Origin of the sequence: Tractidigestivibacter sp., from assembly GCF_050946515.1 — a bacterium.
In the GTDB taxonomy this organism is placed as follows: domain Bacteria; phylum Actinomycetota; class Coriobacteriia; order Coriobacteriales; family Atopobiaceae; genus Tractidigestivibacter.
In genome coordinates, this window is record NZ_JBMNUX010000003.1 from 85,022 (window position 1) to 111,051 (window position 26,030).

The 26,030-nt window shown below is 61.8% G+C and carries 22 protein-coding genes and 1 pseudogene; 17 read left to right on the top strand and 6 right to left on the bottom strand.

All coding sequences use genetic code 11. The annotated features are described in order from the left end of the window. Positions 1-24 precede the first annotated feature (24 nt). From ACOYJL_RS02660 to ACOYJL_RS02670, 3 genes are read left to right on the top strand one after another with little or no spacing between them, the layout of a single operon-like run. Positions 25-1,632, top strand: coding sequence for a xylulokinase (locus ACOYJL_RS02660; protein WP_433568664.1), 1,608 nt, complete (start codon positions 25-27; stop codon positions 1,630-1,632). A 10-nt stretch (positions 1,633-1,642) separates the two neighbouring features. Further along, positions 1,643-2,347: an L-ribulose-5-phosphate 4-epimerase gene (locus tag ACOYJL_RS02665; RefSeq protein WP_433568665.1), complete on the top strand. Its 705-nt coding sequence runs from the start codon at positions 1,643-1,645 to the stop codon at positions 2,345-2,347. Beyond that, the gene (locus tag ACOYJL_RS02670; RefSeq protein WP_433568666.1) at positions 2,334-3,344 is read left to right on the top strand and encodes an aldose epimerase family protein; all 1,011 of its coding nucleotides are present in this window, start codon (positions 2,334-2,336) and stop codon (positions 3,342-3,344) included. The genes ACOYJL_RS02665 and ACOYJL_RS02670 overlap by 14 nt, the downstream gene beginning before the upstream one ends. 48 nt (positions 3,345-3,392) lie before the next feature. Here ACOYJL_RS02670 and ACOYJL_RS02675 read toward each other — a convergent pair whose 3' ends face one another. After that, the gene (locus ACOYJL_RS02675; RefSeq protein WP_433568667.1) at positions 3,393-4,001 is read right to left on the bottom strand and encodes a hypothetical protein; all 609 of its coding nucleotides are present in this window, start codon (positions 3,999-4,001) and stop codon (positions 3,393-3,395) included. Positions 4,002-4,150: 149 nt separating this feature from the next. Here ACOYJL_RS02675 and ACOYJL_RS02680 point away from each other — a divergent pair, with 149 nt between their 5' ends. The 8 genes and pseudogenes from ACOYJL_RS02680 (at position 4,151) to ACOYJL_RS02715 (ending at position 15,329) form a co-directional block, all read left to right on the top strand. Next, on the top strand, positions 4,151-5,176 hold the full coding sequence (locus tag ACOYJL_RS02680) for a LacI family DNA-binding transcriptional regulator (protein WP_433568668.1): 1,026 nt from the start codon (positions 4,151-4,153) through the stop codon (positions 5,174-5,176). 401 nt (positions 5,177-5,577) lie between these two features. Next, positions 5,578-8,082: pseudogene (locus ACOYJL_RS02685) on the top strand (phosphoketolase). A 506-nt stretch (positions 8,083-8,588) separates the two neighbouring features. Continuing rightward, the gene (locus tag ACOYJL_RS02690) at positions 8,589-9,320 is read left to right on the top strand and encodes an AzlC family ABC transporter permease (protein WP_433568669.1); all 732 of its coding nucleotides are present in this window, start codon (positions 8,589-8,591) and stop codon (positions 9,318-9,320) included. A gap of 5 nt (positions 9,321-9,325) precedes the next feature. Continuing rightward, a complete protein-coding gene (locus ACOYJL_RS02695) occupies positions 9,326-9,658 on the top strand; it encodes a branched-chain amino acid transporter permease (RefSeq protein WP_433568670.1) in 333 nt (110 codons plus the stop codon). A 460-nt stretch (positions 9,659-10,118) separates the two neighbouring features. Continuing rightward, positions 10,119-12,689 carry a Cna B-type domain-containing protein gene (locus tag ACOYJL_RS02700; RefSeq protein ID WP_433568671.1) on the top strand — a complete coding sequence of 857 codons (2,571 nt, stop codon included), beginning with the start codon at positions 10,119-10,121 and terminating at the stop codon, positions 12,687-12,689. A gap of 188 nt (positions 12,690-12,877) precedes the next feature. After that, positions 12,878-13,549 carry a response regulator transcription factor gene (locus ACOYJL_RS02705; RefSeq protein ID WP_433568672.1) on the top strand — a complete coding sequence of 224 codons (672 nt, stop codon included), beginning with the start codon at positions 12,878-12,880 and terminating at the stop codon, positions 13,547-13,549. A 13-nt stretch (positions 13,550-13,562) separates the two neighbouring features. Continuing rightward, a complete protein-coding gene (locus tag ACOYJL_RS02710; protein ID WP_433568673.1) occupies positions 13,563-14,615 on the top strand; it encodes a sensor histidine kinase in 1,053 nt (350 codons plus the stop codon). A gap of 33 nt (positions 14,616-14,648) precedes the next feature. Further along, the gene (locus ACOYJL_RS02715) at positions 14,649-15,329 is read left to right on the top strand and encodes a 4Fe-4S binding protein (protein ID WP_433568674.1); all 681 of its coding nucleotides are present in this window, start codon (positions 14,649-14,651) and stop codon (positions 15,327-15,329) included. Between the two features lie 297 nt (positions 15,330-15,626). Here ACOYJL_RS02715 and ACOYJL_RS02720 read toward each other — a convergent pair whose 3' ends face one another. Then, positions 15,627-16,199: a TetR/AcrR family transcriptional regulator gene (locus tag ACOYJL_RS02720; protein ID WP_433568675.1), complete on the bottom strand. Its 573-nt coding sequence runs from the start codon at positions 16,197-16,199 to the stop codon at positions 15,627-15,629. 139 nt (positions 16,200-16,338) lie between these two features. Here ACOYJL_RS02720 and ACOYJL_RS02725 point away from each other — a divergent pair, with 139 nt between their 5' ends. Together ACOYJL_RS02725 and ACOYJL_RS02730 are read left to right on the top strand one after the other, a co-directional pair. Then, positions 16,339-17,097: a hypothetical protein gene (locus ACOYJL_RS02725; RefSeq protein ID WP_433568676.1), complete on the top strand. Its 759-nt coding sequence runs from the start codon at positions 16,339-16,341 to the stop codon at positions 17,095-17,097. A gap of 9 nt (positions 17,098-17,106) precedes the next feature. After that, a complete protein-coding gene (locus ACOYJL_RS02730; RefSeq protein ID WP_433568677.1) occupies positions 17,107-17,775 on the top strand; it encodes an HXXEE domain-containing protein in 669 nt (222 codons plus the stop codon). 408 nt (positions 17,776-18,183) lie between these two features. On the opposite strand, the gene ACOYJL_RS02735 is transcribed toward ACOYJL_RS02730, so the two are convergent. The 4 genes from ACOYJL_RS02735 to ACOYJL_RS02750 all read right to left on the bottom strand — a co-directional run bounded on the left by ACOYJL_RS02735 (position 18,184) and on the right by ACOYJL_RS02750 (position 22,381). After that, complete coding sequence (locus ACOYJL_RS02735) at positions 18,184-19,656, bottom strand: family 1 glycosylhydrolase (RefSeq protein WP_433568678.1); 1,473 nt, start codon at positions 19,654-19,656, stop codon at positions 18,184-18,186. Between the two features lie 31 nt (positions 19,657-19,687). Continuing rightward, positions 19,688-20,167 (bottom strand): ribose 5-phosphate isomerase B, encoded by a 480-nt coding sequence (gene rpiB, locus ACOYJL_RS02740; RefSeq protein WP_433568679.1) that lies wholly within the window; start codon positions 20,165-20,167, stop codon positions 19,688-19,690. A 70-nt stretch (positions 20,168-20,237) separates the two neighbouring features. After that, positions 20,238-20,915, bottom strand: a complete 678-nt coding sequence (locus ACOYJL_RS02745) for a ribulose-phosphate 3-epimerase (protein WP_433568680.1) — start codon at positions 20,913-20,915, stop codon at positions 20,238-20,240. A gap of 92 nt (positions 20,916-21,007) precedes the next feature. Beyond that, positions 21,008-22,381, bottom strand: a complete 1,374-nt coding sequence (locus ACOYJL_RS02750; protein WP_433568681.1) for a PTS transporter subunit EIIC — start codon at positions 22,379-22,381, stop codon at positions 21,008-21,010. A gap of 252 nt (positions 22,382-22,633) precedes the next feature. Between ACOYJL_RS02750 and ACOYJL_RS02755 the strand changes: the two genes are divergently transcribed. From ACOYJL_RS02755 to ACOYJL_RS02770, 4 genes are all read left to right on the top strand, one after another. Next, a complete protein-coding gene (locus ACOYJL_RS02755) occupies positions 22,634-23,662 on the top strand; it encodes a LacI family DNA-binding transcriptional regulator (protein WP_433568682.1) in 1,029 nt (342 codons plus the stop codon). A 432-nt stretch (positions 23,663-24,094) separates the two neighbouring features. Then, the gene (locus ACOYJL_RS02760; protein ID WP_433568683.1) at positions 24,095-25,024 is read left to right on the top strand and encodes a D-2-hydroxyacid dehydrogenase; all 930 of its coding nucleotides are present in this window, start codon (positions 24,095-24,097) and stop codon (positions 25,022-25,024) included. Between the two features lie 21 nt (positions 25,025-25,045). After that, a complete protein-coding gene (locus ACOYJL_RS02765; protein ID WP_433568684.1) occupies positions 25,046-25,423 on the top strand; it encodes an arsenate reductase family protein in 378 nt (125 codons plus the stop codon). 18 nt (positions 25,424-25,441) lie between these two features. After that, positions 25,442-26,014, top strand: coding sequence for a TetR/AcrR family transcriptional regulator C-terminal domain-containing protein (locus ACOYJL_RS02770; protein ID WP_433568685.1), 573 nt, complete (start codon positions 25,442-25,444; stop codon positions 26,012-26,014). Positions 26,015-26,030: the final 16 nt, after the last annotated feature.

A 26,030-nucleotide genomic window follows, 5' to 3' on the forward strand; every position in this document is an offset into this window, starting at 1 on the left:
GCTCGGCATCTTTGGAGGGGAGACATGGAGAACACGAACGCATCTGCCGCACGCGCTATCGAGGCCGGCGACGTCACGCTCGGCATTGAGTACGGATCCACGAGAATAAAGGCCGTGCTCATCGGCGCGTCTCACGAGGTGCTCGCCGTAGGCACCCATGACTGGGAGAACTCGCTTGCGGACGGATACTGGACCTACCCAAAGTCTGAGCTCGACGAGGGCATCGCCGCAACATATGCGTCGCTCAAGAACGACTGCCGTGAGCGCTACGGCGTCGTGCCTCACCGCCTTGGGGCTCTGGGCGTCTCGGCCATGATGCATGGCTACCTGCCCTTTGACGAGGCGGGCAATCTGCTCGTTGCGTTCCGCACCTGGAGAAACACCACGACCACGCGCGCGGCGCGCGAGCTCTCGCGCGAGTTCTCGTTCCACATTCCGGAGCGTTGGAGCGTCTCCCACGTCTACCAGGCGATTCTCGACGGCGAGCCGCACGTCTCGCGCATCGCGCACCTCACGACGCTTGCCGGATACGCGCACTGGCGCCTTACCGGCGAATGGGCGCTGTCGGTGGGCGACGCGTCCGGGATGTTTCCTATCGACTCCCGTACCCACAACTACGACAAGGCCATGCTCGAGCGTTTTGATGCTCTGGCAAGCGAGAAGGGCGTGTTCTGGAAGCTTGAGGACCTGCTGCCGCGTGTGCTTCTGGCCGGGGAGTGCGCCGGACATCTGAGCGAGGAGGGCGCGCGCTTTCTTGACCCCACGGGAGAGCTTGAGCCGGGATGCCCGGTCTGCCCGCCCGAGGGCGACGCTGGCACCGGCATGATAGCCACCAACTCTGTGGCGCCGCGCACCGGCAACGTCTCTGCGGGCACCTCGGTCTTCTCGATGGTCGTCCTCGAGCATCCGCTCAAGGACGCGACGCGCCCCGAGATCGACCTCGTGACCACGCCATCCGGAGACCCGGTGGCCATGGTCCACTGCAACAACTGCACCTCCGACCTCAACGAGTGGGTATCGCTGCTGGTTGAGTACGGCAAGCTCATGGGTGCCTCAAATGATGATGTCTACCAGAGGCTTTTTGAGCTTGCGCTGCAGGGTGATGCCGACTGCGGGGGCGTCGTGTCCGTGCCCTTCGTCTCTGGCGAGACGGTCGTGGGCGTTGGGACGGGCCGGCCACTTGTCATGCGCAAGCCCGGCGCCCATCTGGGGCTTGCCAACTTCATGCGCGCGTCCATCATGTCGTGCTTTGCGGCGCTCGCCCTGGGAAATGAGGCACTGCGCGAGGAGGGCGTTGCCATCGAGCGTCTTTATGCGCATGGCGGCATCTTCAAGACGCCGGTGGTGGCGCAGCGCCTGCTCGCTGCTGCGCTCGAGGCCCCCGTCACCGTGATGGAGACGGCGGGGGAGGGCGGCGCGTGGGGCCAGGCGGTCGCCGCGGCCTACATGCTGCGACGCAAGGAGGGGCAGAGCCTCTCCGACTACCTCTCCAGCGAGGTCTTTGGGTCGCTCTCCTCGACGACGCTTGAGCCAGTGCCCGCTGACGTTGAGGGATTCAGGTCTTATCTCGGCTCCTTCCGCCGTGCGCTTGTGGCGGAGAAGGCCGCTGACAACCAGGACGCAAACAACTAGGGGGGCATCCATGATGCTGAAGGAACTTCGCGAGCAGGTCTATGAGGCCAACATGGCCTTGGTGAAACACGGTCTTGTGGTATTTACCTGGGGAAACGCGTCAGGTCTTGATGCCGAGCGCGGCGTCTTCGTGATCAAGCCGAGCGGCGTGGACTACGACGAGCTCTCGCCAGAGAACCTTGTGGTCTGCGACCTCGACGGGAAGGTGGTTGAGGGGGACCTGCGCCCCTCCTCTGACACGCCGACTCACGCTGCGCTCTACCGCGCATGGGCGGGCCGGGGCGTCGGGGGCGTCGTGCACACGCACTCGAGCGCGGCCGTCGCCTGGGCGCAGTCCGGTCGTGACATCCCTGCCTACGGGACCACGCACGCGGACTACTTCCACGGGCCGGTTCCCTGCATGCGCGGCCTTACGCGCGAGGAGGTTGAGGGCAACTACGAGCTCGAGACCGGCAACGTGATTATTGCGGGCTTTGCCGACCGCGGCATTGACCCCATGGCCGTGCCGGCCTGTCTCGTGCGCAACCACGGTCCCTTCACGTGGGGCGTCGACGCGGCGGCAGCGGCATACCATGCCGTCGTCCTCGAGGAAGTTGGCGCGATGGCACGCGACACCGAGCTCATCTCGCCACGCTGCGGCTCCGCCCCGCAGTATCTGCTCGACAAGCACTATCTGCGCAAGCACGGACCGAACGCCTACTATGGCCAGAACTAGAAAGATAGGGCGCCCCGGCGGCGTCCAGGCCACAGTCACAGACCTTGGCGCGAGCCTCGTCTCGCTTTTCGTGCCGACCCCTGGCGGAAGCGCGCTCGACGTCGTCTTGGGATTCGATGAGGTCGAGCGCTACGGGAGCAACCCTGCGCACCTAGGGGCGGTCGTCGGACGCGTTGCCAACCGAATCGGCGGCGCGCGCTTCTCGCTGCATGGACGAGAAGTGCGGCTCCCCGCCTTCGAGCGGGGAAACTACCTCCATGGCGGTCCCTACTTCTGGCACGATCGCACGTGGCGTTTTGTCGATGAGGAGCAAGACCGCGTGACGCTTGCGCTTGAGAGCCCCGATGGCGACCAGGGATTTCCTGGGGCGGTGCACGCGCAGGTGAGCTACGAGGCGAGCGATTGCTCGCTGGCCATCGACTACGTCTGCGAGGCGGATGCGCTCACGCCCATCAACCTCACGAATCACAGCTACTTCAATCTGAACGGGCAGGGGTCGGGTAGCGTTGTGGGGCATCGCGTGCAGGTGCTTGCCGACAAGATCACCGCCACACGCGACGACCTCGTTCCCACCGGCGAGCTCGCTTCTGTTGCTGGGACCCCATTTGACCTGCGCGCTCCACGCGAGCTACGCTGCGGCCTCAAGGCCGGCCTAGCCCAGAGGGAGCCCGAGCGCGGCTTCGATCACAACTACGTTCTGCGAGGCTTCTCGCCGCGCGATGACCGTGTGGGAGATGTCCGCCCTGTGGCAAGCGTGTGGGGAGACGCCTCTGGCATCAGGATGGACGTTCTGAGCGACCTGCCCGGCTTGCAGCTATATACGGCGAACTATCTGGACGAGCCGCACGGCAAGGACGGCTTCGCCTATGGGCCATACGATGCCGTCTGCCTAGAAACGCAGTTCTTTCCGGATGCGGTCAACCATCCGGAGTTCGCGCAGCCTATCTTTGGCCCAGATCGTTGCTTCGTCTCGACTACGGAGTTTCGCTTCTCGTAGCGCAGCAGTGTACGGAGCTTTTACTGGGCTTGCCGTCACCGGGTAGCTCTACTCCTGCCTCTTCGTCATTGCGCCGACCTTGTCAGTCCAGGCCTTGGCGCTTTCCAGGTCGCCCTTGTTGGAATACTGCGCAGCAATCAGCATGGCCAGGTTAACTCGGTCGAGCCTGTTCTTCGAGGCTTCGTATTCCGCTGCCAGCTCGTCAATCTTGCTGGAGTCGCCCTCGCCGAGCGTCTCCCATGCAAGCGTGCAGCGCTTGGCCGTGGCGGCGTCGCCCGTTGCCTGAATTTCCTGCAGCATCTGCTTAGCGTCATCCTTGCGGTCCTGCTCGAGGTAAAAGTAAAACGCCCGCACCACGATGTCCGCGCGCTGCTTCTTTGATGTGTTTGCCGTCAGAAGCGTGTCGAGCACCCGCGAGCTATTCTCGACGTCGTTTGCGAACTGGTATGCATTGAAACGCATGTAATCTAGGTTGAACCTTGGGATGAAGAAGCGCGCCGTCTTGGTGTCGAGCGCCTCTAGCGCAGCCTCGAGGTCACGGCTCTCAATGGCCTTGGTATAGGCGTTAAGCACGTGGTTTTGAACCAAGTTCTGGATGATTAAATAAGCAACCTCGCTTATTACAACAATGAGAATAACGATGATTACGGTGCTCATGGCTCCTCCGGATAATGCGCGAATGCAACGATTGCGTATATGCTCGAGCCACATTATACGAAGTTGTTATTCTTGAGACCGGGCGTCCAAGCAGCCAAGCTGGGATAAGCTATCTGTAATGTTTGGCTGGTCGTGCAAGGAGGCTTTCGGTGGCGAAGGTCACGCTCAAGGACATCGCTCATGAGGTGGGCGTTTCTCCTACAACGGTCTCGCTCGTGCTGAACAACCGCTCTTGCCGCGTGTCCGATGAGAAGCGTCGCCAGATTAAGGAAACAGCGCGTCGAAAGCACTACATCCCCAACCAAATTGCGCGCAGCCTTGTGATGCAGCACTCCGAGACGTTTGGTCTTGTGGTGCCCAACATCGAGAGCCGGTACTTCTCGTCCATCGCCAAAAATATCGAGCTTCTGTGCCGGAAGCATGGCTACGTGCTGCTGATCACAAACTCTGAGGGGTCTGCCGAGAGCGACGCGGAGCTTGTTCGCCTGCTGGTCAACCGTGGCGTTGATGGCGTCTTCCTGATTGTCTCGGATGAGTTCGCTACTCAAAAAGACCTGGTCGACGTCCTTTCTCAGCTGCCCGTTCCCTACGTGATGGTTGACCGCTTCATTGAGGGTCTCGACTGCGATCGCGTACGCTTTGATAACGAGCTCGGCGGGTATCTCGCGACGAATTATCTGCTGGAGCATGGGCATCGGCGCATCGCGTGCATCATCAACCCCAACTCGAATACCGGCCGCGCACGCCTTGCCGGCTATAAGCGGGCTCTATTGAAGAGGGGCATTGCTCCTGACCCCGCTCTTGTTTTTGAGAGCGACTACTACATTCCCGATGCGTGGCGCGCCGCCGAGGGGCTCCTCGCCACTGATGCCACGGCTGCGTTTGCCAGCAGCGATAACATTGCGCTCGGTCTTTTGAAGCGCGCCTACGAGCATGGGCTCCGCGTGCCGGATGACCTCTCGGTAGTGAGCTATGACAACAGCGCGGCCGACTCGCTCTTTGAGCCCGCGCTGACCTCAATCGAGCAGAACGTTCCGTCGATTTCCGAAGCTGCTGTCAAGCTGATGCTTGCTCGCATCGAAGAGCAGGACGCCGGGGGAGAGGCTATTCCGGCGGTCGAGCGCGTTCTCGTTCCGCATCTGGTTGAGCAGGCGAGCGTCCGCACCCTTTCCTAGCCCTTTCGCAAACCTCCACGAACCGTCGTGTTTCTCGCCCGCCGCGGCGTTCAACGCTACGGTTCGTGGCGGTTTGAGCCTCAGGCTGGCAACACCTCCACGTTCCGTGGCGTACGCGTGCTTTTTGAGCGCCATTCGCTACGGTTCGTGGCGGTTTGCGTAAGTACGCGCCGACACCTCCACGTTCCGTTGTGTTGGCGTGCTCAGGGCGGCTCGAACGCTACGGTTCGTGGCGGTGTGTGGGGTGGTAGGTGCGTGGCGCTCGCGGCTATGCAACTCGGTGCAGAAGTGTAGAGAAATTACTAAATAATGCACTAAATCCTCTTGAGTAAAACGTTTTACCAATCTATACTGGCGGCAGCGTCAAACGAGAGATGACTTTTTACAGAAAGGATGTCCTCATGGCACAACCCACGCTTGGCACGCCCTGGAAGAAGCTCAACACGCCGGTGAGTGAAGACGAGGTGGCGTGGCTCGACCGTTACTGGCGCTGCGCGAACTACCTATCCGTTGGTCAGATCTACCTGCGTTCCAACCCGCTGATGCGCCCTGACTTCAAGAACGTAGACGGACCTGACGGCTTCACGCGCGAGGACGTCAAGCACCGCCTGGTTGGCCACTGGGGGACCACGCCGGGCATCAACTTCCTGTTTGCACATGTCAACCGCCTTATTCGCGATCATAACCAGAATGCGATCTTCCTAATGGGTCCCGGCCATGGCGGACCGGCCGGCACGGCGCAGAGCCTGCTCGACGGCACGTATCGCGAGATTCGCCCTGACATCACCGATGACGAGGCCGGTCTCCAGAAGTTCTTCCGCCAGTTCTCCTACCCCGGCGGCATCCCCAGCCACTATGCGCCCGAGACCCCCGGCTCCATCCACGAGGGCGGCGAGCTTGGCTACGTGCTCTCCCACGCGTACGGCGCAGTTCTCGACAACCCGAGCCTTCTCGCGGTGGCCGTCGTAGGCGACGGCGAGGCCGAGACCGGCCCTCTTGCCACGAGCTGGCAGACCAACAAGTTCATGGACCCGCTGACAGACGGCATCGTGCTGCCCATCCTGCACCTGAACGGCTATAAGATCGCCAACCCCACGATTCTTGCGCGCATCTCCGACGGCGAGCGCGACGAGTTCTTCCGCGGCATGGGCTACCATCCCTACAACTTCGTGGCCGGCTTCGACGACGAGGACCACGCCTCCATCCACCGTCGCTTCGCGGCGCTTCTCGAGGCCGTCTTCGACGAGATTTGCGCCATCAAGCAGCGCGCGGCCGCAGGCGACGCCTCGCGCCCGTTCTACCCGATGATCATCTTCCGCACGCCCAAGGGCTGGACCTGACCGAAGGAGATAGACGGCAAGAAGACCGAGGGCTCTTGGCGCGCTCACCAGGTGCCGCTGGCCTCAGCGCGCGACACCGAGGCCCACTTCCAGATTCTCGAGGGCTGGCTTGAGTCCTACGAACCCGAGAAGCTCTTTGACGAGAAGGGCGCCATCCGTCCGGAGGTCACCGAGTACATGCCCGCAGGAGACTTGCGTCTGGGCGCCAACCCTAATGCCAACGGCGGTCGCATTCGCGAGAAGCTCGAGATGCCGGACGTGCGACCCTACGAGGTGGACGTTGCCCACAAGGGTCACGGCTTTGGCGCCACGGAGGCCACGCGCGTGCTGGGCAACTATACGGCTGAGCTCATCAACGCCAATCGCGACAAGTTCCGCATCTTCGGTCCCGACGAGACGGCTTCGAACCGTCTACAGCCGAGCTACCAAGTGACGGACAAGCAGTGGTTCGGCGGCGGTGTCAACGACGACCCTGCCAACGACGAGCACCTCGCGCCTGTGGGCAACGTGATCGAGCAGCTCTCCGAGCATCAGTGCGAGGGGCTTCTCGAGGGCTACCTGCTTACCGGTCGATATGGCCTGTGGTCCAGCTACGAGAGCTTCGTGCACATCGTTGACTCCATGGTCAACCAGCACTGCAAGTGGCTCGAGGCGACGGTGCGTCACATTCCCTGGAGAAAGCCCATCTCCGGTCTCAACATGCTGCTCTCCAGCCACGTCTGGCGCCAGGACCACAACGGCTTCTCGCACCAGGACCCGGGTTTCGTGGACGTGCTGCTCAACAAGAGCTTCAACAACGACCACGTGGTGAATATCTACTACCCGGTCGACGCAAACATGCTTTTGGCGGTCGCTGAGCGCGCATATGCATCTACCAACTGCGTGAATGCAATCTTCGCCGGCAAGCAGCCCGCGCCCACGTGGCTCACGCTGGATGAGGCCCGCGAGGAGCTTGCCGCTGGCGCCGCGGAGTGGAAGTGGGCTTCCAATACCGCCGAGGGCGAGGAGCCTGACATCGTTCTGGGCTGCTGCGGCGACGTCCCCACGCAGGAGACCATGGCCGCGCTTGAGCTGCTTGACAAGCTGGGCATCAAGTGCCGTCTTGTGAACGTGGTCGAGCTGCTCAAGATCCAGAACGCCTCCGAGAACGACCAGGCGCTCTCCGATGAGCAGTTTGTGCAGCTCTTCACGGCTGACAAGCCCGTCCTCTTTGCGTTCCATGCCTATCCCGGCACGGTGCGCCGCCTCATCTGGGACCGCCCGAACCACGACAACTTCCACGTTCACGGTTACCAGGAGCAGGGCTCCACGACCACGCCCTACGACATGCTGCGCCTGAACGACATGGACCGTTGGGCGCTCGCTGCCGACGCGCTGCGAATCCTCGACGCCGACAAGTGGGCCGACCAGATCGCCGAGTGGGAGCAGTTCCGCCAGGACGCCTTCCAGTTTGCCGTTGACAACGGCTACGACCACCCGGCCTTCACCGACTGGAAGTGGCATGACGCCTCCGATGCTGGCGAGCACCTTTCCGCCACCAAGATGACCGGCGGTGACAACGAGTAGCTGGGCGACGCCGCTTTTTGCCCTCCCCCTCATCCCCCGCGCCAGCATGCTGGAGCGGGGGATTTCTATGCCTCGATGCTAGGCTGTTGCAAGTTGTTCGGTGCCTGGTTGCAGTTCAGCAAGTTATGTATAGGTCAGGACGCCTGCTCGGCGCGCCCCGGTCCCTTCGCGCCTGTTTCGGAAAGGCTCCAACTGGGCTTTTGCTCTTGGCATGCGGCTCGGACAGCTTGCCATAACGAGACAATCCATACATAACTTGCTGAACTGCACCCTTTGGCGCCAAACCTTGCACGATGAGGCGCGCGACTGTGATTTTTGGCCCCTCTGGTCCTTTTTATCGCTAGCTATCCAATGCTTTGCTACCATTTCCTCCAGTTGCGCCCCATTGTGGCGCGTCTTCCAACCCTCGAAAGGCTTTTTCTGTGTCCGACTCTCGCTCTTCCGCGCCTTCACGCGGCTCATCACTTGCAGCACTCAAAGCGTGCTTTCCCCAAGCCCTGCCGGTTATGGCAGGCTACGTGTTTCTTGGCATCACCTACGGGTTGCTGATGGTTCGCGCTGGCTTTCCTGCTTGGCTGCCTATCGTGACGGCGCTTCTCATCTATACCGGTAGCCTGGAGTTTCTGCTGGTACAGATTTTGCAGTCTCCCGTCAACCTGCTTTCTACCTTCGTGACGGCCATCATGGTCGGCGCTCGCCACATCTTCTATGGCATCTCGATGCTCACGCGCTATCGCGGTCGCGGCTGGAAGACGCCGTACCTGATCTTTTCGACCTCTGACGAGACCTTTGCCGTCAACTACTCTGCCAAGATTCCCGACGGTATCGACGAGGGCTGGTTCTATTGGTGGGTCTCGCTGCTCGACCAGATGTTTTGGGTTGTGGGCTCCGCGCTGGGCGCGCTCTTTGGCTCGCTCATCACCTTCGACACTACAGGGCTTGAGTTCGTGATGACCACGATGTTCGCCGTGATCTTCTTCGAGCAGTGGCGCAAGGACAGCGAGGCAGCAGGAGGGGAGGGACTGGGCCTTGCACATGCGCTTCGCTGCCATGCAGCCGAGCTCATCGGCCTTGGCTGCTCTTTGCTGTGCCTGCTGGTCTTTGGTCCCGACTCGTTCATCGTGCCGTCGATGATCTGCATGCTGGTGCTTCTTCTTGTCTTTAGGAAGCGGATTTCGGTCTGGATGCCTTCGGGAGAGAAGCCCTCGACGGTCGAGATGGGCGGCGATGAGCAATGACGCCCATGAGCTCAACCGAGATTGCCCTGACGTTGGGCGTCGCCCTCTTGGGCACCGTGCTTACCCGCTTTTTGCCCTATGTGCTCGTGCCCTCTGGCAAAAAGACCCCGCAGACGATCACCTACCTTGGTCGCGTGCTCGCGCCCGCGGTGTTTGGCCTGCTTGTCGTGTATTGCCTACGAACCGTGAGCCCAACCAGTGGGACCCATGGCATACCTGAGGCTATATCACTCTTCCTCGTGTGGCTGACCTATCGTTGGAGGCGCAGCATGATGGGCTCGATGATTGTAGGTACCGCCGTCTATATGTTGCTCGTCCGGTTGGTGTTCGTCGCGTAGGGGGGGAGTCCTCTATCGCAGTCACGCTGTGCTGTGGAGCGGCAGGCTTTTCTGGTCTGCGTCTGAAAAACATTACAAAGCAAACGGTACGACATGCCGCTGGGAGCGTCAAAATTTTTTCATGCAGAGCCCATTTTGTTTTTCTGCTGATAGATGCCATTCGAAAGCTTGCACTAACATCAATTCATTGAGCAATCAGCGACGAAGACATGCATTAGGTTGCTGTAATCTCCAAGTCATGATTGAGCCAATTCCAGCAAATCAGCACCTCAGAGGTGCTGCAGCCTGCCCGTTGTGTGGCAAAAAAAGTCTATAAATCTATCCGCTGCAAGAAAATCTAAGTGCTGCAGTGATAGAGTGACCCTTAGGTTTCTTTCAATTCTTTGAACACTGTACCAACAATTTTGGAGACATTGATAAAACCTGAATTTCTTGATCGTTTGCGATCGAAGGGGGCTTCATGAGTATTTCGGCAGTATCGACCAGATGGCAGGGAAGGGAGGCTTTCGGTCGCTTCCTTCTCGGCTTCCTCATGGTTGCCTTCGCGGTGCTTCTGACGCTTGGCATCGCTCCTGCGACCGCGCTGGCTGAAGACGTTTCGAGCACGTACGTGACGGACATCACTGCAGACAGGGAAACTGCCAACAACTGGGGCAGAGTGACGTACACGGTGAACTATGACGCCACGGGCAAGGACGACATCCAGCCCGGCGACGTAATCTCCGCATCGTGGCCTACTAGTGGTGACGTCTATCTCGTGGGTCCAACCGAAAGTACGCTCGACATCGTCCTTACAGATAGGACTGTCCTTGATTCTTCGGATCCCCACGATGAGAACAATCACCCGATTGTTGGTCAGGTCGTCATTTCGTCCAGCGGGATGACCGCCACGTTCGACGAGAACGTCAGCAAGTACTACAACGTGAAGGGCACCGTTACCTTTACCGTGCAGGCGCGCAACACGACGGAGGAGGACCAAAATGTTACGGTCACCTCTGGCGACAAGACGTCGACGGTCACGGTCAAGCCGAGCGATGGGTCGACTGGCGTCGGCTTCGCAGAGAAGTACGCATCGTGGGAAACCGATGTGACCGGCGGGGAGGATCCCGAGCACGACAACAACAGTGACTACGACCACGTCTACTGGTCCATCCGCGTGAACCATACCTATGCCTCGAACAACACGGGTACCGTCGTCATCGACGACACCCTGGAGGATGGGCAGACGTTCGACAGCCTCACGTGCGCCATGGTCTATTGGCAAGACGACAGCGGCACCGAGATCTGGGGCAACTCCGTTTTTGGGGATGCCAATGTTAGAGACTGGATTGTGAACGTTCTGGGCGGCACCGTCACGACAAGTGACAGCAACATCCACATTGAGATTCCGGCGTCCAGCCTCAACTCATATCCCGGAACCGCGGCAACCCTTACCGGCAAGCCCGTCTGCGTGATGTTCCGCTTTAGGACCAACCTCGCATCTCATACTGCGGACGAGTGGAAGCTTAACGATGCCTTGGTGACGCACCAGGACACTACGATGAGCGAGCCCGTAACAGATACCGCCCACTCCTCGATCCAGGTCCCCAACAACTCCTCAACCGCCACAGGCGTCACGCCCGGCACCCTTCAGATCACCAAGACCGTCGGCGACTCGGATACCCCGCTGAGTGGCGTGTCTTTCAAGGTCTACAAGCTGGATGACGACGGAAACGTTGTCAGCGGCTGGTACAACGGAGCTGACTACGCTACCGTCACCACCGCCGACGGTGGCATCGGAAAGATCACCGGTCTCAGGGACGGCACATACCGCGTCGTCGAGGACGACGGGCCCAGCTGGGTGGTCATCGACAAGGACACCGAGCACGACGTGACGCTCACGACCACCGCTGGCGGCAATGTCGACGTGAACGATGAAGTCCAGACCACGAACATCACTGCCAATAAGGCTTGGAGTGGCGACGCGTCAGGTGAAACGCACCCCACGATATACTTCCAGCTCTATCGCTACACCGGCGACGACGCATCGCAAGCGACCGCCGTCTCGGGCAGCATCAAGGAGCTCCCGAATGGCACGACGAGCGTGACCTGGGAGAACATGCCAGCTTATGATGACAGCGGCAACGAGTATACCTATGTCTTCAAGGAGGTTGACGCCGACGGCAACGTGACCGTTCCCACTGGCTACACCTCCGACCAGCCTGAAAACGGCACTGCAGCTGGCGGCACCATCACTAACACGCGTAAGACCACCTCCGTCTCGATCACCAAGACCTGGAGCGACGGCGACGACCAGGACGGCCTGCGCCCCTCCGCCGAGGACTTCGCGGGCATGGTGCACCTCTACAAGACGGTCGGCGGCGAGACCTCCGAGGTCGAGGGCGCCGAGGCCGCGGTGACCGACAACGGCGACGGCACCTACGCCGTCTCCTTCGCCAACCTGCCCCAGTACGAGGCGGGCTCCGAGGTCGCCTACACGGTCACCGAGGACTCCGTCGAGGGCTACTCCTCCGACCAGCCCGAGGGCGGCGTCTCCGCGGGCGGCACCATCACCAACACCCACACGCCCGGCACCACCTCCGTCTCGATCACCAAGACCTGGAGCGACGGCGACGACCAGGACGGCCTGCGCCCCTCCGCCGAGGACTTCGCGGGCTGGGTCGAACTCTTTGCCAACGGCGAGCAGGTTTCCGACGCTAAGGCTGAAGTTATCGACAACGGCGACGGCACCTATACGGTTACTTTCGCCAACCTGCCCGAGAAGGCGGACGGCCAGACGATTGACTACACCGTTAGGGAGACCATCCCCGATGGTGCCGGCTATGAGGCTGACAATACCGAGGTCGCTGATGGTGGCAACATCACCAACACCCACACTCCCAGCACTGAGGTGCCACCCAGCCAGCCGAAGACCGGTGGCAAAGAGGCCGTGCCTGACACCGGTGATAGCACGACCGCCCTTTGGGCTCTCGTTATGCTTTCGGGTCTCTGCATCGTTGGCGGCCTGAGGAAGCGCATCGGCGACAGGTAGTAAATCTCGTTTAGCGTCATGGCAGGGGCGTCCCGATGGGGCGCCCCTTTCTTTTTCGCGAAGGGGGTTCCAGCAAAGCGTTGTCCTTTCTCGTTCGTTAGGGGCATGTTTGCGTTTGCGTTCATCGTGGGTAGCGGTAGGCTTTTGCAGAAGCTTGCAACTTTGAGAAAGTGACGGGGAAGGAGACCATGGCGCGCATCACATTCGTTGAGGATGACAAGAGCGTTCGAAAAGAGCTTGGGCAGCTTCTTCAAAGCAACGGTCACGAGGCAATGCAGGTTACGGACTTTTCCCGCGCGGCGGACGCTGTGCTCGAGACTTCTCCTGACCTCGTGCTTCTCGACCTGAACCTGCCTGGAGTTGATGGGACGCTGATCTGTCGGCAGATTCGCTCGCGGTCAAACGTGCCAATCATTGTGGTGACTAGCCGTGCGGGTGAGATTGACGAGGTCATGTGCATGACCTTGGGAGCAGACGATTTTGTGGCCAAGCCTTACAGCAGCCACGTGCTGCTCGCTCGCATCGATGCACTGCTTCGCCGCGCGGGCGCCCTGTCTGTGACGCCTGCGCTTGAGCGCGACGGCGTGCGCGTGGACGTGGAGCGCTCGCGCGCAAGTTACCATGGCGCTTCGGTCGAGCTTACAAAGAACGAGCTCCGAATTCTGGCGCTTCTAGTTCGTCGGGCGCCAGCAATCGTGAGCCGTGAAGACCTGATGTGCGAGCTGTGGGACTCCGACGCCTTTGTGGACGACAACACGCTGACCGTGAACATCAACCGTCTGCGCCAGACGCTCTCGTCAATTGGCGTGCGCAACTGGCTGCACACGCATCGCGGGCAAGGCTATTCGGTCTCGCAGTAGGGGGTGAAGTGCCATGAAGCTCTCGGCGTTTCTTCTCGACCGGGCGGGCTCTCTTGCCATACGCATATGCGGGCTAGGAATTGCGGCGCTGGTGATGGTGGGCGTTGGCGTCGAGCCCAACGTCGCCATGCTCATATTGGGCACGCTCCTTGCCTGTGGGGCGATCTCGCTTCTGATTGAGTGGCTTCCTCGGCGGAGCTTCTGGCGACAGGTGCGGGACGTCTGCGACGACGAGTCGCTGGCACTCGACGTCACCTCCGTCGTGGACGAGCCGGGCTACCGAGAAGGGCTTCTCGCCTGGGAAACCCTCGACGACGTTTCCCAGGCCGGGCGCGCCGGCATTGCTCGCGCTAGCCAGGATTCCAATGAGTACCACGAGTTCATCGACGCATGGGTGCACGAGGTCAAGACGCCCATTGCCGCCGCGCGACTTGCCTGCGATAACAATCCCGGCGAGCTAGCGACGCGAGTCTCTCGTGAGCTTGACCGCATGGACGGCTACGTTGAGCAAGCGCTTTATTACGCCCGGTCAGGGACGCTCGAGCGTGACTACGTGATTGCCGAGGTCCGCGTCGGCGACGTTGTGGGCGACGCCCTCAAGGCGCACAAGCGCACGCTGATCGACCAGCGCATCGCCCCAAAGCTGGAAGATGGCATGGACCTGACGGTGTTTGCTGACGCAAAGTGGATCAGGTTCGTGCTGGGCCAGATTCTGGAGAACGCGGCCAAGTATCGCGCGCCGGAGAGCGCGGGACGCCAGGCGCAGGTTGCGATTTCTGCTCGGCGCTTGGACAAGGGGCGTGCAAACGACCGCGTCGAGCTCGAGGTGCGCGACAACGGCATCGGCATTCCTGCCGCTGACCTCCCGCGCATTTTCGAGAAGGGCTTCGTTGGCTCGAATGGGCGGCTGCCCGGGCAGTCACGCTCGACCGGACTGGGACTCTACCTCGTGCGGCGGCTGTGCCAAAAGATGGGGCTTTCGGTTCGCGCGGATTCGCGCGAGGGGGAATGGACCGCAATCACGATCTCGTTCCCCAACGACAGTGCGAGGATGCTGGACGAGTGATTGGTTCGGAAAGGCATGGCGAAAGGGGTAACGATGATGAGCATTCAGGACATCTTCGACAAGTTTGAGCAGGTTGGCTGCTGCTCGTTCTCGACTGTGGACGCGAGTGGCGCGCCAGTCTCGCGCATTGCGCATTTTGTGGCCGTCGACGACGGTGGGCTCTATTTCACCACGATGACCGTAAAGCCCTACTATCGCCAGCTCAAGGCGTCAGGCAAGCTGGCCGTCTGCGGGATGACGGGCACGGGCACCGTCGTTATGAACGAGGAGAACCTGCCCGTCTTTGAGCCTGGGTTCACCCTGCGCGTGATGGGCGACGTCCGCGAGCTCACGCGCGAGGAGGTATTTGAGCGCGCGAAGGGAAACCCCGGCTTCGACGTCGTCGTCCACGACTTCGAGGCCTATCCCGAGACGGTTGCGTTTGTGATGTATCGCGGCCATGGCGAGCTCTACGACTTCGACTTTGAGTGCGAGAAGCGCGACCACAAGCTCTACCGCGAGCGCTTCGCCTTTGGCGGGGACAGCTTCGTCGAGCCCGGTCTGGTCATTGACCCCAAGAAGTGCATTGGCTGTGGCGCGTGCGCGCGGACCTGCACCTTCAAGGCCGTCGTGCCTGGAGACCCAAAGCCGTACCGCATCGACGGCAGCCGCTGCGACGAGTGCGGGAACTGCTACCACGTGTGCCCTGCCCGTGCCGTCTCCTGGCGCTCGTAGGGCCCCGCGCCCGCTCACCACTCGCACACCTCCACGAACCGTCGTGTTTGAGCCGCCGAAAGCCCGCAAACGCTACGGAGCGTGGAGGTGTTGCCGCCGCTGGGCGTAAACCGCCACGAACCGTCGTGTCTGGCGCGCTAGGAGCCCTCAAACGCTACGGAGCGTGGAGGTGTTGCCGCCGCTGGGCGTAAACCGCCACGAACCGTCGTGTCTGGCGCGCTAGGAGCCCGCAAACGCTACGGAGCGTGGAGGTGTGCGAGAGGGGCGCGAGAGGGGCGCGGCACTCCGACTGCGTGGCTAGACGAGAAGCTCCGATGCCTTCACCTGGTCGTGCTGCTCGGCAACGATGCGCGCGACCTCCTCGGGGGTTTGTGTCTTTCCGCACGCCACCCAAGCTCGGATGATGCCAATGAAGAACCCCGCACGAACCGAAATGAAGTACTCGAAGTCATCCGTCTTCATGTCAATCCCACGGCTTTCGAGAAAGTCCATGATGATGTGCGCGTTGTTGACGAACGCGTTGAAGATGATGTCCAATCGTCCTGCGTCGATGAGCACCTCGAGGATCTTCGGGCTGCTCATCCAGTGGCGCAGCACGTACAGCAAGAGCTCGTCTTCCTTTTCCATGGGAGGATTTGAGGCAACGAAGCTCGAGAGGGTCTTCTCAAACTCGAGGTTGCAACGCCAGGCGAGAATGTCTGGCACCTCGTCGAAGCTGCGGTAGAACGTCGCTCGTCCAACAGTCGAGACCTTAGTCACGTCGGTGACGGTTACCTTGGCGAGCGGCTTTTTCTTCAGGCATTCCATGAGTCCCGCATAGAGCAGATTTGCGCTTTTTATCGATCGGGGATCGTCCTTGATGTGGTACACATTCGCCTCTTTCGTTCTATTTCCTACGAGACAATTGTATCATATGGAGAAGTGCGGTACAAATGTCTCGTAAGCAAACAGGGCAGGCGGTAAAGAAGCCGGCGCGCAAGCCGGACCGCCAAGACGAAAGGACAGAACCATGGACCAGGAGATTTCCCACGTCGCAGACATGAAGCGCCTTCGCGAGTGCCACGACAATGCGCGCAACGCGCTCATCCGCGCCGGAAAGAAGGAGTTCCGCCGCTATGAGGATGCCAAGTGGGCAGATTTCGACGAGTTCCCTGACGGTCGCATGCTCGCGAGCGTGCAGCATGACGATCTGGATGGCGTGACGCCTGAGATGATCAAGTGGTTCTTCGAGCACCTGGGCTGCTGCACCAACTGGGACGGTCAAGGCTTCGACGGACCCGAGATCTCCGTCTACCATCTGTGGCACAACCGCGACCACGTTGCCGTGACGCCTCTGACCGATGGCGCAGACGGCACCAAGAACCTGGGCTTTCTCGAGGGAGCGAGCTCCCGCATCCACGAGCTCACCAACGAGGTAAACGACGTGGTGTACTACGAGATGGAGACCGACGTCCTCAACGACCACGAGTTCACGTTCTACGTGATGAAGGACGGCAAGCGCACTGGTCACGTCAAGCACGTCTACGCCGACAACGGTCATGGCGGCTCCACGTTCTACACCGAGACTGGGGTCGGGCTGGATGACGGCTCCAAGCAGTCAGCTCTCATCAACCACGCACTGGTGCCGAAACTGTATAGCAAGGAGCAGGGCATGCAGTGGATTCGCCACAACATTCAGGAGACCGGCCGCCTGTGCGACGTCGCACCCGTCCTGTACGCCAACCAGGACAAGGTCTACTTCGACCCTGAGTTCACCAAGTTTGACTAGGTGGTTCCGATGAGCATGAGGCAAAAGGCGACGAAGCTGTGGCTTTCGCTGTGGCTCTACGCGATGACGATGGTGGCGGGCGTGCTCATAGGCCTTGTCGTGGCCAACTGGGAAGCGTGGGATGCCCAAACAAAGCTGGTCGCGCTTTCGACGGCGACGCTCTCGTTCCACGTGCTTGAAGAGTGGCGCTTCCCGGGCGGCTTCCATTACATGTACAACGTGATGGCCGACTCCGAGAAGCCCGACCGCTACCCCATGAACCAGCTCTCCGACATGTGGACCAACACGATTGGCACCATCGTCGGCTGCCTCATGCTCGCCATCGGCGTGAACCCGATGTTTGCCCTCATGCAGTGTCTGCAGGGTGTGGGGGAGCTTTTCGCGCACACCTCCGCCGGAATCTGGGCGCTCAGGCGGTATCGTTCCCAGGGCAAGCGCACGATCTACAATCCGGGGCTCGCAACCTCCTGGCTGGGGTACTTCCCGCTGTGCTGCGCCTTTGTGTGGACGTTCTTCACGCAAGCGGCTCCCACCTTGGTGGACGTTGTTGGCGCCGTGGCGGCGGGCGGCGTGCTGATGGCGGTTTCGTTGCCGCTTATGGAGCGCATCTGCAAGGACGAGGACACTCCCTATGCCTACGACTGGGGCAACGGCTACTTTGAGCGCTTCCACGATTAGGTCATGTTGAGGCGGTGCGCCCTTCTCGCCCTCTTCGCACACCTCCACGAACCGTGCCGTTTGGCCCCCTCCGGAGCCTGCAAACGCTACGGAGCGTGGAGGTGTTGCCGTCCCAACGTTGATACCTCCACGAACCGTGCCGTTTGGCCCTTTTGAAGTCCGTGAATGCTACGGTTCGTGGCGGTGTGCGCCATATCGTGCTGATACCTCCACGAACCGTAGCGTCGTGAGCAACACAGCGGGCTAAACGCTACGGAACGTGGCGGTGTGCGTAGGCGGGCGTGCGCAAGCGGGCGTGCGCAGGTGGGCGTGCGCAGGCAGAAAGGCGACCCGCACGCCGAAGCGGCGGATCGCCTGAGAGAAGGGGCCGTATCACGTTGTGCCGCAGCGCGGTCGTCAGCGCATCGGCTAGTCCAGCCCGTCCGCGCCGTTGGAGCGGATGATCCTCTGGTACGCGTAGAACGAGTCCTTGCGGATGCGGTGCAGGTCGCCGCTGCCGTCGTCGTCGCGGTCGACGTAGATGAACCCGTAGCGCTTTGAGACCTGCCCGGTCGAGAACGCAACCAGGTCAAGCGGTCCCCACCAGGTGTATCCGCGCAGGTCGACGCCGTCCTCCAGCACGGCGTCGCGCATGGCGCGCACGTGGTTGCGCAGGTACTCGCTGCGATAGGGGTCGTGCACGCGCTCGTTGCCGTCGGCGTCGAGCTCAACCCTGTCGACGGCGCCAAGGCCGTTCTCCACGTCCAGCAGCGGGACGTCGTAGCGGTCGTTCATGAAGTTAAGGAAGTAGCGGAACCCGGTCGGGTCCATCTGCCAGCCCCACTCGCTGGTGGTGAGATAGGGGTTGCGGGGGCCGCCCATCAGGTTGCCGCGGACCTCCTTGCCCTCAACCGGCTTGGCCGATACGGTGGACGAGCTGTAGTACGAGAATGCGAGAAAGTCGGCCTTGCCTGCCATGAGGTCGCGCTCGTCCTGCTCGGTGACCTCGACCGTGGCCCCCGCGGCTGCGCGGGTGCGCTCGGCCCAGCTGGGGTACTTGCCGCGGACCATCGTGTCGGCGCAGTAGCAGAAGCTGTCCTGCACGCGCCTCTGGGCGGCGAGAACGTCGGCGGGGTCGCAGGTGTAGGGATAGGCGCACACGCCGCAGATCATGCAGCCCACCTTGAGCTCAGGGTCAATCTCGTGCGCGGCGCTCACAGCGCGCGCAGCGGCCACCATCTGGTTGTGGAGCTCCTGGTAGCGATAGCCGGAGCCGTCGAAGAGCTGCAGGGCGTTGATCTCGTTGAACGTGAGCCAGGCCTCCACCAGGCCGTGGTACTCCTTGAAGCACGTGCGGGCAAACCCGACGAACTCGTCGATCATCGCGCGGTTGCCCCAGCCTCCGTAGGTCTCGTCAAAGTACACGGGCTCGTCGTACTTGTAGAGGGTGATGACCGGCTTCATGCCCAGGCGTCGCGCCTCGGCAAAGACCTGGCGGTAGAACTCCACGCCCGCCTTGTTGACGCCGCCCTTAAGGCCGTGGGGGTAGATGCGCGCCCACGACACGGTGGTGTTGAAGCAGGTGAGGCCCATCTCGGCGAGAAGGGCGAGGTCCTCGCGCCAGTGGTGGTAGAAGTCTGTGGCCTCGTGGTTGGTGTAGGCCACGTCGTCGAAGAGCTCATAGCGCGCGCCTTCGGGCAGGTGGTCGAACTGGCGCATCACGCCGCGGCTGCCGTCTGCCGCTCGATAGTACACGGGGCGGAACCCCAGGTCGCTCGCTGGCCCGGCAAAGTCAACCTGTGCCGGGGACCTGCCGTCCTCGTCCCATCCGCCCTCGGCCTGCGCCGCGCTGATGGAGCCGCCCCAGAGGAAGCCCTCGGGAAGTGCCTTGCCGTCTGCCATGATCTTCTCCCTTCGGTTCCGCTACTTTAGGCTACTGCGCGTTGTCGACGACCGAGAGGCCCTGGGTCTCTTCGATCTCGGAGATCATGTCGATGCGGCGCTGGTGGCGGCCGCCCTCGTACTCGGCGCCCAGCCACGCGTCGACGATGTCCTTGGCGGTCTCCACGCCCACGACGCGCGCGCCGAACGCGACGATGTTGGTGTTGTTGTGCTGGCGGGAGAGGCGCGCGGAGTAGGGCTCGGAGCACACGACGGCACGAATGCCGTGCACCTTGTTGGCGGAGAGGCTGATGCCGACGCCGGTGCCGCAAATCAGGATGCCGCCGTCCACCTCGCCGGAGGCGACCATCTTGGCCACCTTGTAGCCTGAGACGGGGTAGTCCATGCGCTCCTTGGAGTCGGTGCCCACGTTCACGATCTCGTAGCCCTTCTCGGTGAGGTACTCCATGATCTCGTTCTTGAGGTCGACTGCAGTGTGGTCGTTGCCGATTGCGAGCTTCTTGAATGCCATTTTCGTTTCCTTTCTGTGCGCCCCTGGTAGTTGCTTGGGGTCGCTGAGCTATTGAGTCTTTCGGTAGTTGCTATGCCGCGGCGGGCGAGAAGAGCCCGCGAAGCGCGGCCATCGTCTGCCGGTAGGGGCCATGTCCAAAGAGGCCTGCCGTGCCCAGCACAAACCCGCGGGCGCCCAGGTCGTGGGCGCGCTTGATGTTCTCGGGGCTGCAGTTGCCGTCGATTATCACGTCGAAGCCCATGCTTTCGCCCAGCTTGGAGAGCTCGGCGATCTTGGGGTCTACGGAGGCGATCCACTTCTGGCCGGCGAAGCCGGGGTTCACGGTCATGGCAAGCACGTAGTCCACCAGCGGCAGAAGCTCGCGGACCTCCTCCACCGTGACGCCAGGGTTCACGGCGATGCCGGGCGCCATGCCCAGCTCGCGAATCTGGCGCAGCGTGGCGGCGCAGTCGGGACACGCGTCGGGGTGGACGTACACGATGCGGACTCCTGCCTTGGCAAAGCGGTCGACGTAGCGGCCGGGGTCCTGGACCATCATGTGGACATCGCAGGGGACGCTCGCCATAGAGGCCACAGCCTGGATGTCGCCAAGGCCCATGGCGTAGTTGGGGACGTAGTTGCCGTCCATGAGGTCAAGGTGGAACCCGTCGGCGCCAGCGGCCTCAAGGGCCAGGACGTCCTCGCGCAGGTGCCCAAAGTCCGCGCACATGAGCGAGGGGAGAAATAGCGTGCTCTTCTCGGTAGTCATTTGGTTGCTTCCGTTTCTGGGCCAAGCGCCCGGACGTTTCCTGTTGGCGGGGACCGCACCCGCGATCCCCGCGGTAGTTGGTGCGATGCCTGTTACTCGGCGTCCATCTCGTCCGTGTGGCCGAACATGGCGGTGAGGACGAGCGAGCCGACGAAGGAGATCAGAGCGGCGAGGATGAAGCCGACGAAGCCGGAGCCCATGAACAGGGGCAGCGAGAGGATGCCGACCGGGCCGCCGACGATGCCCGTGGCGCCGAGCGCTCCGCCAACCGCGCCGCCGACGGTGGCGCAGGCGACTGCGATGTAGAAGGGCTTCTTGAAGCGGAGGTTGCAGCCGTAGACCGCGGGCTCGGTGATCGAGAAGAGCGCGGTGATGCCTGCGGAGACGGCGGTCTCCTTCACGTCGGCGTTCTTAGCGCGCATAGCAACGCCGAGGGCGGCGCCAGCCTGCGCGAAGTTGGACTGGCCGGAGATTGCGAACAGCGAGTCGGTGCCGAATGCCGCGTAGTTCATCTGCATGACGGGCACGAGGCTCCAGTGCAGGCCAACCACGACGAGGACCTGCCAGAGGCCGCCGACGATGGCGCCGCAGACGACGGGGGAGAGGTTGTACAGAGCGGCGTAGCCAGCGGAGATGCCGTCCTGCAGCAGGCTCATGACAGGGCCGATGACCAAGAACATTGCGACGCCTGCGACGATCATGGTGAGCATGGGCGTAAAGATGTTCTTGACATAAGGGTGCAGGTGCTTGTTGAGCCAGCGCTCGATGATGCCCGCGAACCAGATTGTCGGGATGATGGGGATGACCGTCGAGCCGTAGCCCTGCCCGGGACCGGTGATGGGGATGCCGAAGAAGGTGTAGCTGCCGTCGATGAAGGTTGCCGTTGCCATGCAGATGCCGAGCGCGATGGCGACTGCCTCGTTGCACTTGAACTTGCGCGCGGAGGTGACGGCCAGGGCGACGCACATGTACGAGAAGATCGCGTCGGCGATGGCGTAGAGCATCACGTACTCGCCGCTCTCGGAGCTCATGCCGAAGAAGGTGGTGCAGATCATGAGCAGCGCCTTGATCATGCCGCCGCCGATGAGGGCCGGGAGCACCGGGAGAATGACGCTGGTGATTAGGTCGATGAGCTTCTCGAGCAGGCCGTTCTTCTTGCCGTCCTCCTCGTTGGTGTCTGCCGCGGCGGTCTCTGCGTCGTCGACCGACCCGCCGAGCGTGACGCCCATGGCTCCGATGGCGTCGTAGACGTCTCCTACGGTGTTGCCGATTACCACCTGGGTCTGGCCGCCCTTGCGAACGGTGGTGATGACGCCCTTCACCTTGTTGATGTCCTCGACCGGAGCCTTGGCATCGTCCTTCAGCTTGAAGCGCAGGCGCGTTGCGCAGTGGCTAAGGGAGACGATGTTCTCCTTGCCTCCTACCGCTTGGACGATGTTTGACGCCATCTCGTCGTACTTTCCCATGCTGTCCCCTTCTCTCATTGCTGCCCTGACGATTAATCGATTAAGCTACGGAAAGATGAAAAGCTGCCTGTGAAGATGCCTTAATTGCCATCCGTTTGATTAATCGATTACGCAATTCCGTATACTACACTGGTCCACGAGATTTGCAAGTGTTTTTGGAAAAAACGCTTTATCGATTAAGCAAACAACCGCGAACGGTATCTGTTAAGCTGTGGATGGTTGGTTAATCGCTGTTAAGCAGAGGAGAGAACAGTGGGGAAGCGCTCCGTTACCATCTATGACATCGCGAAGCTTGCGGGCGTGAGCGCCGCGACCGTGTCGAACGTCCTCAATGGGAAGGGTCGCGTGTCGGAGCGCACCCGCAAGCTCGTGCAGGACATCGCAGACGAGCAAGGCTACGTTACCAACTCCTCTGCCAAGAGCTTGCGCGAGGCCCGAACTCGCACGGTGGGCGTCGTGACGCCAGACGTGAGCAACGACTTCTTCTCGTCAATCGTCCAGGGAATCGAGACGCTGCTTTCTGCAAAGGGCTACATGACCTTCATCTGCGACACGGCAAACGACTTGGAGCGCGAGGCGGGGTGCGTCCACAACCTGGTCGAGAAGCAAGTCGACGGCATCGTGTTCGTCGGCGGCGACAGCCCGCGCTGGTCGAAGGACGTTCCCGAGACCATTCCGTGCGCCTACGTCGACCGTCAGCTGCCTGAACCCCTGGATGGGGCGACGATCGTCGACAGCGATGCTCGCCAGATAACTTACGAATGCACCTGCCTGCTGAAGGAACGCGGCTGCGAGCGCATCGCGTACCTGTGCGTGGCGGCCGGGGGGACTGCCTACATCAAAGACGTGCGCTACAAGGGTTTTTGCGACGCCCTGCGCGACTGTGGAATCAGGCTCGACAAGAACCTGGTGCTGGCTGGTCCTCACGAGCAAAGCTCGCTTGTGGAGTCCCGCGAGCTGGTGGGTCGCTGCCTGGACGATGGCTTCGACTTCGATGGGATCGTTGCGATAGGAGACCGCCTTGCGCTCGGCGCCTTGGGCGTGCTGAAGGAGCATGGCGTGGCGGTGGGGAAGGACGTCCTGCTCATCGGGCAGGACAACTCGCTCTACTCGCGCATCACCACGCCGGCGATATCGACGGTGGAGCGTCACACGGACCAGATGGCCAGGGCGGCCGTCGAATCGCTGCTGGAGATGGTGGAGGGCGACTCGCATGGCGGAAACGTCGTCGAGGTCCCGCACGAGATCGTCGAGCGCGCCACCACCCTCGGGCGCGCCTAGCCTGGCTCCGGTGCCGGCGACGTGCTTGGCGTCGGCGGCGATGGCGTGCCCTTCTCGCACACCTCCACGAACCGCAGCAAATGGCCCTCCGGACGGGGCTGAATGCCACGGAACGTGGAGGTTTACGCGGCAGCATGACAACACCGCCACGAACCGTATCGTTTGGCGCTCCAGGTGGGCTCAAACACGACGGTTCGTGGAGGTGTGCGGCAGCGTGTGACAACACCGCCACGGACCGTAGCAAATGGCGCTCCAGGTGGGCTCAAACACTACGGAACGTGGAGGTGTGCGGCAGCGTGTGACAACACCGCCACGGACCGTATCGTTTGGCGCTCCGGACGGGGCTGAATGCTACGGAACGTGGAGGTGTAGGAGAAGTGGGATACCATGGTGTGGCGGTGGCGCAGGTCGGCGGCGAGAAGGGAGACGCTCATGAGGATCGTGGTGCTCACGCCCGTGACGGAGGAGCAGCGCTCACGTCTTGAGGCGGCGGCCCCGGACGCGGCCTTCGTCTTCTCGAGCCATGCGGGCGTGACGGCCGACGAGCTCGCAGAAGCGGAGATCGTGGTGGGAAACGTTGCCCCCGCGCGCTTGCGCGAGGCTCCCAAGCTGCGCTTCCTTCAGCTAGATTCGGCTGGCTTTGATAGCTACGCAAAGGCTCCGTTGCCAGACGGCCTCGTGATGGCGAACGCCTCGGGCTGCTATGGCCCGGCGGTCTCCGAGCACATGCTCGCCATGCTCCTTGGCATGATGAAGCGCCTGCCCGCCTATCGCGACGACCAGCGCGCCCATGTGTGGCGCTGGGAGGGCCATGCCCGTACGCTCGACGGCGCAAACGTGCTGGTGCTGGGGGCGGGCGACATCGGGACGCACTTTGCCAGGCTCGTGGTGGCGCTGGGCGCTCACGTGGCGGGCTGCCGTCGCCATGCCGAGAGGAACGACCCTCCCTTTGAGCGCATGCTCTCCCTGGACGAGGTCCGCTCGCATCTGGGGGAGTTCGACGTCGTCGCCTCGGCGCTCCCGAGCACGCCCGAGACCCGCGGGCTTGCGGACGACGCCTTCTTCTCATCCATGCGCGAGGGGTCATTTTTCGTGAACGCCGGCCGCGGCGACCTCGTTGACCAGGACGCCCTGGTATGTGCCCTGACGAGCGGCCATCTTGCGGGCGCGGCGCTTGACGTCTGCGTCCCCGAGCCGCTGCCCGTGGACGACCCGCTCTGGGATACGCCGAACCTGCTTCTTACGCCCCATCAGGCGGGGCGCTTCAACGTTCCGGCGACGCTCGACAAAATCATCGCCCTGTCCGCCAAAAACATCGAACGCTTTCTGCGAGGAGAAGATCCCATCAACCGCTTCCATTAGCCTTTTCGCAAAGGAGACACCATGCCTGAGCTGCTCTTTGTTTGGTACCCCAAGTGCTCGACCTGCAAGCGCGCCGCCAAGTGGCTCGACGAGCATGGCATTGCGCACACCGACCGCCACATCGTGGATGAATGCCCTACGGTCTTTGAGCTTGCCGCGTGGCAGGAGCGCTCCGGCCTTCCCGTCCGGCGCTTCTTCAACACAAGCGGTCAGCTCTACCGCCAGATGGGGCTCAAGGCTCGCCTGGACGCAGGGCTGCCAGACGAAGAGGCGTTTGACCTCCTCGCCTCAAATGGCATGCTGATCAAGCGGCCGCTGCTGGTGGGCCCCGACTTTGTGCTCGTGGGATTTCGCGAGGCAGAATGGGAGAAGCGCCTGCTGGGTCAGGCGAGCGAGTAGGGGGAAGGGCTGGTAGCGATGCCCAAAAGGGGCTCTGCGGAGGATACCAAGAAGCAGATCCAAGACGCGCTCATCTCGCTCTACCTTGAGTCGCGAGACATGGAGCAAATCTCGGTCTCGGCGCTCTCGAAGCGGGCTGGCGTTGCCAGGACCACCTTCTATGCGTATTATGACGACGCCTACGACGTGATGCAGGACGTGCAGGACACCTTGATGGCGGGCCTCGAGGAGATTGACCAGCGCTCCGACAAGATAAACATTGGAGCCAAGGACTACAGCTTCTCGACCTTTGGGGCTGTGGACACGCTGCGCTTCCTTGCCGACAACCGCGACGCCTTCGTAGCGCTTCTGTGCGATGGGGGAGAGCCCACCTTCGTGCACAAGGTGAAGACTCACATCAAGAATCACCTCTTGGAGATGCTCAAGAGGACCAACGCGGACGTTGATCAGCCAGACATCGTGGCGGAGTTCGTGGGGACGGCCATGCTCAGCACCAACTGCTATTGGCTCAAGAACAGGCCCGACCTGAGCCCCGAAGAGGCCTCGTCAATCATCCTGAAGCTCGTCGACGCCTGCCTGCCCACGCAGTAGGCTTCTCCGTCGGTCG

Coding starts and splice junctions, on each gene's coding strand:
- ACOYJL_RS02660 (WP_433568664.1), top strand. CDS start 25: ATGGAGAACACGAACGCATCTGCCGCACGCGCTATCGAGGCCGGCGAC.
- ACOYJL_RS02665 (WP_433568665.1), top strand. CDS start 1,643: ATGATGCTGAAGGAACTTCGCGAGCAGGTCTATGAGGCCAACATGGCC.
- ACOYJL_RS02670 (WP_433568666.1), top strand. CDS start 2,334: ATGGCCAGAACTAGAAAGATAGGGCGCCCCGGCGGCGTCCAGGCCACA.
- ACOYJL_RS02675 (WP_433568667.1), bottom strand. CDS start 4,001: ATGAGCACCGTAATCATCGTTATTCTCATTGTTGTAATAAGCGAGGTT.
- ACOYJL_RS02690 (WP_433568669.1), top strand. CDS start 8,589: ATGGCAGGCTACGTGTTTCTTGGCATCACCTACGGGTTGCTGATGGTT.
- ACOYJL_RS02695 (WP_433568670.1), top strand. CDS start 9,326: ATGAGCTCAACCGAGATTGCCCTGACGTTGGGCGTCGCCCTCTTGGGC.
- ACOYJL_RS02700 (WP_433568671.1), top strand. CDS start 10,119: ATGAGTATTTCGGCAGTATCGACCAGATGGCAGGGAAGGGAGGCTTTC.
- ACOYJL_RS02705 (WP_433568672.1), top strand. CDS start 12,878: ATGGCGCGCATCACATTCGTTGAGGATGACAAGAGCGTTCGAAAAGAG.
- ACOYJL_RS02710 (WP_433568673.1), top strand. CDS start 13,563: ATGAAGCTCTCGGCGTTTCTTCTCGACCGGGCGGGCTCTCTTGCCATA.
- ACOYJL_RS02715 (WP_433568674.1), top strand. CDS start 14,649: ATGATGAGCATTCAGGACATCTTCGACAAGTTTGAGCAGGTTGGCTGC.
- ACOYJL_RS02725 (WP_433568676.1), top strand. CDS start 16,339: ATGGACCAGGAGATTTCCCACGTCGCAGACATGAAGCGCCTTCGCGAG.
- ACOYJL_RS02730 (WP_433568677.1), top strand. CDS start 17,107: ATGAGCATGAGGCAAAAGGCGACGAAGCTGTGGCTTTCGCTGTGGCTC.
- ACOYJL_RS02735 (WP_433568678.1), bottom strand. CDS start 19,656: ATGGCAGACGGCAAGGCACTTCCCGAGGGCTTCCTCTGGGGCGGCTCC.
- rpiB (WP_433568679.1), bottom strand. CDS start 20,167: ATGGCATTCAAGAAGCTCGCAATCGGCAACGACCACACTGCAGTCGAC.
- ACOYJL_RS02745 (WP_433568680.1), bottom strand. CDS start 20,915: ATGACTACCGAGAAGAGCACGCTATTTCTCCCCTCGCTCATGTGCGCG.
- ACOYJL_RS02750 (WP_433568681.1), bottom strand. CDS start 22,381: ATGGGAAAGTACGACGAGATGGCGTCAAACATCGTCCAAGCGGTAGGA.
- ACOYJL_RS02760 (WP_433568683.1), top strand. CDS start 24,095: ATGAGGATCGTGGTGCTCACGCCCGTGACGGAGGAGCAGCGCTCACGT.
- ACOYJL_RS02765 (WP_433568684.1), top strand. CDS start 25,046: ATGCCTGAGCTGCTCTTTGTTTGGTACCCCAAGTGCTCGACCTGCAAG.
- ACOYJL_RS02770 (WP_433568685.1), top strand. CDS start 25,442: ATGCCCAAAAGGGGCTCTGCGGAGGATACCAAGAAGCAGATCCAAGAC.